Genomic DNA, 5,059 nt, shown 5'->3' with positions numbered 1-5,059 from the left:
CACATTATTGGGTGGCATCATCTTCTGAATGACGGACTCTTTGAACTCTTCTGAATAGCGGGCCATTGATCACTCACTGACCGCCCCCTGTTTAGATTTCTAATTTCAGGAGAGGTGACAACTATGCTGACACAGGGGGGGCGGGTATTATCCTCAAGAAGACAGGTATTATCCTCAAGAAGACAGGTATTATCCTCAAGAACCAGAGTGATTTTCTTCTCAAGGTTTGTCGTATATTCCAGCAGTTTCCTGACCAAATCGTCTTTTGGATTATCTGGAATATTAAAAGGAAAAGTCATGGGTGAGAAATGTAGACGACTATGCGAAATTTTGCCTCATACCAGTGGTTTTTGAGCACTTACGAAAGTCAATTATCCATATACTTGCCTTTTCACGAAAGTGAGTGTCGAAAAAACACTAGCCCCCTATGAAAAGCGTGGAAGTCCATTCAATACAAATACAGGTACGATAAAGCAATAAGCTATGGTGGCCACGCAAAGCATAGAAGCTGTGAGCACTTGCCTTTTAGTTGCAGTATTAGTAAGTAAGATATAAGCAGTTATGCTAGACATACTAGGTTTAGCACTAATCCTTTGTGATTTTTGGGATATATACTTTATCCTTGTCATGGATGAATTTACCATAATGCCTATTGATCATTTCTATTCCAGTATGTCCCATTTGATCAGCAATCCAAAAAACATTCTCATTATTTTTAATCATTAGACAGGCATAAGAGTGTCTTGTCTGGTATGGATTTCTATACTTTAATCCTGTTCTCTTAATCAAAGGAATCCATATCCTTTTGCGAATCTTAGCACTATCACCCCAAGGCCCTTTATTTAAAGGATCAATAAAGACATAATCACTAGCTCCATACGTTATTTCTTTTTGATTTATTAACGCCTCGTAAGCTTGATCCAGCATAGCAACATTTCTCGACCTCACACCTTTTGTAGCGGTTTTTAACACTTTGTCTTTTCCTTTTACTCGAGCCATATCAATTTTTATAACCCTATTTTCAAAATCCACCTTACTCCATTTTAATCCAATGATTTCACTTGTTCTGAGCCCTGTAAAAAAAGCTGTCTGAAACAAATTTTCATCTTGACCTTCCGCTACTTCCAGAATGATTTCTATCTCATCTATTGAAAAAGGGTTAACCTCAAAGTCCGAGATCATTGAATCCTTCATTAACACGGAATCTATCCCAAGGCCAAGTAATGGATTTTCTGGAATTACCTTTTCATCTACTGCAGGCTGAATAGCCAGTTTCAGGATTGATAAGTAGTTTTTAATAGTTTTACTTTTAATGGTTTTACTTTTTTCTTTAGACCACTTTCGGATCATATTTTTATTTAGCTCTTTAATTAATATATCACCAAATGAAGGAATTAAAATCCCACGTATTGTTTTTGAGTGACTTAGAGATGAGCTATAAGCAACAACACCTTCCAAGCACACCTCTTCATAATCCTCCAATAATTTCTTTACAAGCACATCTTTTTTAACTTCATCTTCAAATAACCCCACCCTATTAGATCCTGGAAAGTGCTTTGAATAAGAAAACACCCCCAAACAAATCTCATGATTAATCTGCCCTAACTTATTTTCCGCAATTTTTATTTCTTTTTTTATCTTTCTTTCAAATTCAGCAATATCTTCCTTATTATTAGACGAAGGCTTATTTCTACGAAGAAATTGTTCTTTGCACCTTACACCCTGAAAGATAAAGGAAAGCCTTATAGTGAAACTTTTTTTATTGTCTTCGAAAATCAACCCCTTAGGCCTTTTGATTTTATTCAGAAATTTCATTACCAATCCTCACTGTATCAAATCCGTATATTTCTATTTGGCAGTTACTATGCCTATGTCCAATTTAAATACAGGCTCAGCTCCAGGTAACTGCTGTTATATTTCCCTAAGGCAGTAAAATCAGAGCCCCCCCTGAATTCGTAAACAATCCTATGCTACAGACCATCAACGACTTCAGGAAAACAACCAATAAATACCTCAATCATGGGCACAAACTCATTCCATCTAAATTCCATATGAACAAGAAAATTTATTTCTTCGGAGATTCGTTTATGGTTAATAAAGATTGATGCGGAGTTTAGTGGATACTACTAGAGTCAGACACCCACTTCTCGACAGCTTTAAGATTCACCCAAATCCTTCCATCTTCTGCTTTCTTATAATGAACCCCCTCCAACAACATTCCTCGCCTTATCTTTTGATAAAAAGCATTTTTGGTATCACCAGAGATTTCATAGTATTTATTCGTTTTAACCCATTCCATCATTTTGAACACTCCTTCAACTTTTTATTTAATAATAAAAGTATCGAAAACATTTCATAAAAAGCAAATCATGATTTTTTACGACGATATCCACCTATTCTGAAATTAATGTCATTTTTAGCCTGAAAATATAATCAGATATTAAAATCTGTCAAATCGATAATAAAACGTCCACTCTCGTATATTTAACTTTTCCACTTATTCTATAGGCTAAAATCAAACTAAGTTGCCATTTACCATTCCCGAACTCCAACACGTTTTGTAGCCAACCCTTTTGACAAATTATCAACAACTTATTATATAAAATGCTTTACTTTATATGTTTATCTATTTTTTATTCCAAATAGATATAAAGAATATTATATAAAAATGCCTTTTGGTAACCTATATGCAGAAAATGGACGAGCATTTTCCGGTCTTCTGGTCTTCTTCCCATCATCAGAGATTACGCATAAGTATTCTCATTCTCATTTGATCATTCAGTTTCAACCCTCCAAGGCTTCACTTTCCTGCGAAGCTCTCGTCACTAAAAGAAAAAGTTGCCTTCAAGATCGCTCACTCTAAGAGGGAGGTTTTTCTGCGTTCGGATTTTGCGAAGCTGGCAGGATATGATCAAATTGGCATAGCGTTGTGCAGCCTTACGGCAGAAGGTCATCTAATCAAGATTGACTATGGCCTTTACGCAAAGGCGCGGCCAAACTGTAGTGGTCAAGTAAAAACGGACACCTGATTAAGCTTCTTTTTTCACATTTTGGCTCTCGAAATCGACAGGGCTGCAATACCCCAGATATGAGTGCAATCGATAGTTGTTGTAGAACATGATGTAGTCGTTAACATCCTGTATAACCTTTCTGCGTGTGCTGTAATTATGGTGGTCAGTCTGCTCGCGTTTCAAGCTGCCAAAGAACCTTTCCATCACAGCATTATCCCAGCAATTCCCTTTACGGCTCATACTACAAACCATGTGATACTTTTTCAGTTCATTCTGATAATTGTGAGAGGCGTACTGACTGCCTCGATCCGAATGATGGAGCAGCCCCTGTTTTGGCTTTCGACACCAGTAGGCCATCCTCAAAGCATCAAGAGCCAGATCTGTCGTCATGCGATGGCTCATCGCCCAACCCACGATTTTGCGAGAATATAAATCCACGACAGCAGCCAGGTAGACCCAACCTTCACGCGTCCATAAGTAGGTAATGTCAACGACCCACGCCTTATCAGGTGCGGAGACTGTGAACTCCCGATTTAGCAAGTTTTCTGCAACTGGATACTTATGCTTACTATTGGTTGTTACCTTGAATTTACGGGCCTTCCTGACGACCAGACCAAGTTCTTTCATCATTTGATCGGCTTTATATCGCCCAATGTCATAACCCAGCGCCCGGAGAGCCTTTGACATCCTCCGAGAGCCATACGAGCCACGAGATGACTCAAATATTTGCTTCATGTCGACAGACAAACAGTTGTACGCCATGGAATCTTGAGAGCGTGTCATCACCAGCCCTTAATGTCCCCAAATCACCAGTTTGAGATGTCCCCTCGATTCACCTGGCCGATACCTGTAGCGACTAAACAACAGGGAAGCGGCCATGATCAACCGAGAGGACTGGATCATGATAAAGGAATTACGCAGCCGAGGCTGCTTTATCAAGGATATTGCCCATAAACGTCACTGCTCTGCCAAGACAGTCAGTCGGGCTCTTAAACGTCAAGGGTCACCACCAAAACGCAAAGCCGGTGTTCGTCAGAGCAAACTTGAGGCTTTTAAACCACTAGTTGATCAATCTCTGGCAGACGATATCTGGAATGCCGAAGTCATCTTCGCCGAGATTGTTCAGCAGGGTTACTCCGGCAGCCGGACCTTGTTGCGGGATTACATTCAACCCAAACGTGTTATGCGTAAATCCCTGGCCACAACGCGATACGAGACCGATCCCGGACATCAGTTACAGCATGACTGGGGCGAAGTTAACGTTCTCATCGCAGGTGAACTGCAGAAGGTGTATTTCTCAGTGAATACCCTGGGCTATTCCCGCAGGTTCTTCGTCTGGGCTGCACCAAAGAATGATGCCCAACACACCTATGAATCCCTGGTGCGTAGCTTTGAGTGGTTTGGTGGCGCGACAAAAAACGTGCTGGTTGATAATCAGAAAGCGGCCGTTCTATCCCATCCGGCTAACGGTAAACCGGTCTTCAACGAAGGCTTCCTGATGCTGGCCGAGCACTATGACTTTACCCCCAAAGCCTGCAAGCCTTACCGGCCCCAGACCAAGGGCAAGACCGAGCGCATGGTTCGTTACACCAAGGAAAACTTCTTCCAGCGCTATCGGCGGTTTGAAAGCCTGACGCACCTGAATCAGCAACTGGAACAGTGGCTCGCGGTGGTCGCGGATCAACGAATCCATGGCACCGTTCAAGAGTGTGTGGCTGAGCGCTTTGCCCGCGAAAAGCCAACCCTGAGAGTACTGCCCAGAACACCATTTGATACCAGCTACTTCGAGACTCGCAAAGTCCCGGTCGACTGTTATATCGATGTCCTTGGAAACCGTTACAGCGTGCCGTCCGAACGGGTGCATCAAACGGTCCGAATCCGCATAGGTTTGGACAGGCAGCTCAGGATTTATGACATCACTGATCAGAAGATTGCGACCCATCTCCTGCGGGACGGCAAGAACGAGTGGGCCTGTATCCGTGAGCATCATCAACCGCTTTATCAGGCGGTTTGTGTAGAAACACGGGATCTCAGTCAGTACGAGGATC

Annotated in this window: 5 protein-coding genes; 1 reads left to right on the top strand and 4 read right to left on the bottom strand. The window is 41.7% G+C overall.

Annotation, left to right across the window (positions count from 1 at the left end):
• Positions 1–17 precede the first annotated feature (17 nt).
• The 4 genes from RM811_RS09025 to RM811_RS09010 all read right to left on the bottom strand — a co-directional run bounded on the left by RM811_RS09025 (position 18) and on the right by RM811_RS09010 (position 3,794).
• On the bottom strand, positions 18–299 hold the full coding sequence (locus tag RM811_RS09025; RefSeq protein WP_402523131.1) for a hypothetical protein: 282 nt from the start codon (positions 297–299) through the stop codon (positions 18–20).
• 286 nt (positions 300–585) lie between these two features.
• Positions 586–1,815 carry a tyrosine-type recombinase/integrase gene (locus RM811_RS09020; protein ID WP_402523129.1) on the bottom strand — a complete coding sequence of 410 codons (1,230 nt, stop codon included), beginning with the start codon at positions 1,813–1,815 and terminating at the stop codon, positions 586–588.
• Positions 1,816–2,113: 298 nt separating this feature from the next.
• Positions 2,114–2,302 (bottom strand): excisionase family protein, encoded by a 189-nt coding sequence (gene xisR / locus RM811_RS09015; RefSeq protein WP_402523127.1) that lies wholly within the window; start codon positions 2,300–2,302, stop codon positions 2,114–2,116.
• A gap of 727 nt (positions 2,303–3,029) precedes the next feature.
• Complete coding sequence (locus RM811_RS09010) at positions 3,030–3,794, bottom strand: IS3 family transposase (RefSeq protein WP_402523125.1); 765 nt, start codon at positions 3,792–3,794, stop codon at positions 3,030–3,032.
• A gap of 94 nt (positions 3,795–3,888) precedes the next feature.
• On the opposite strand from RM811_RS09010, the gene istA reads away from it, so the two are divergent.
• Positions 3,889–5,059 (top strand): IS21 family transposase (gene istA, locus RM811_RS09005; protein WP_402523122.1); only part of this gene is annotated, 1,171 nt, incomplete at its 3' end.

Source organism: Endozoicomonas sp., assembly GCF_031844845.1.
Classification (GTDB): Bacteria; Pseudomonadota; Gammaproteobacteria; order Pseudomonadales; family Endozoicomonadaceae; genus Endozoicomonas.
Note: the sequence above shows the minus strand (reverse complement) of the source record. Positions and strands in the feature narration are given on the sequence as shown.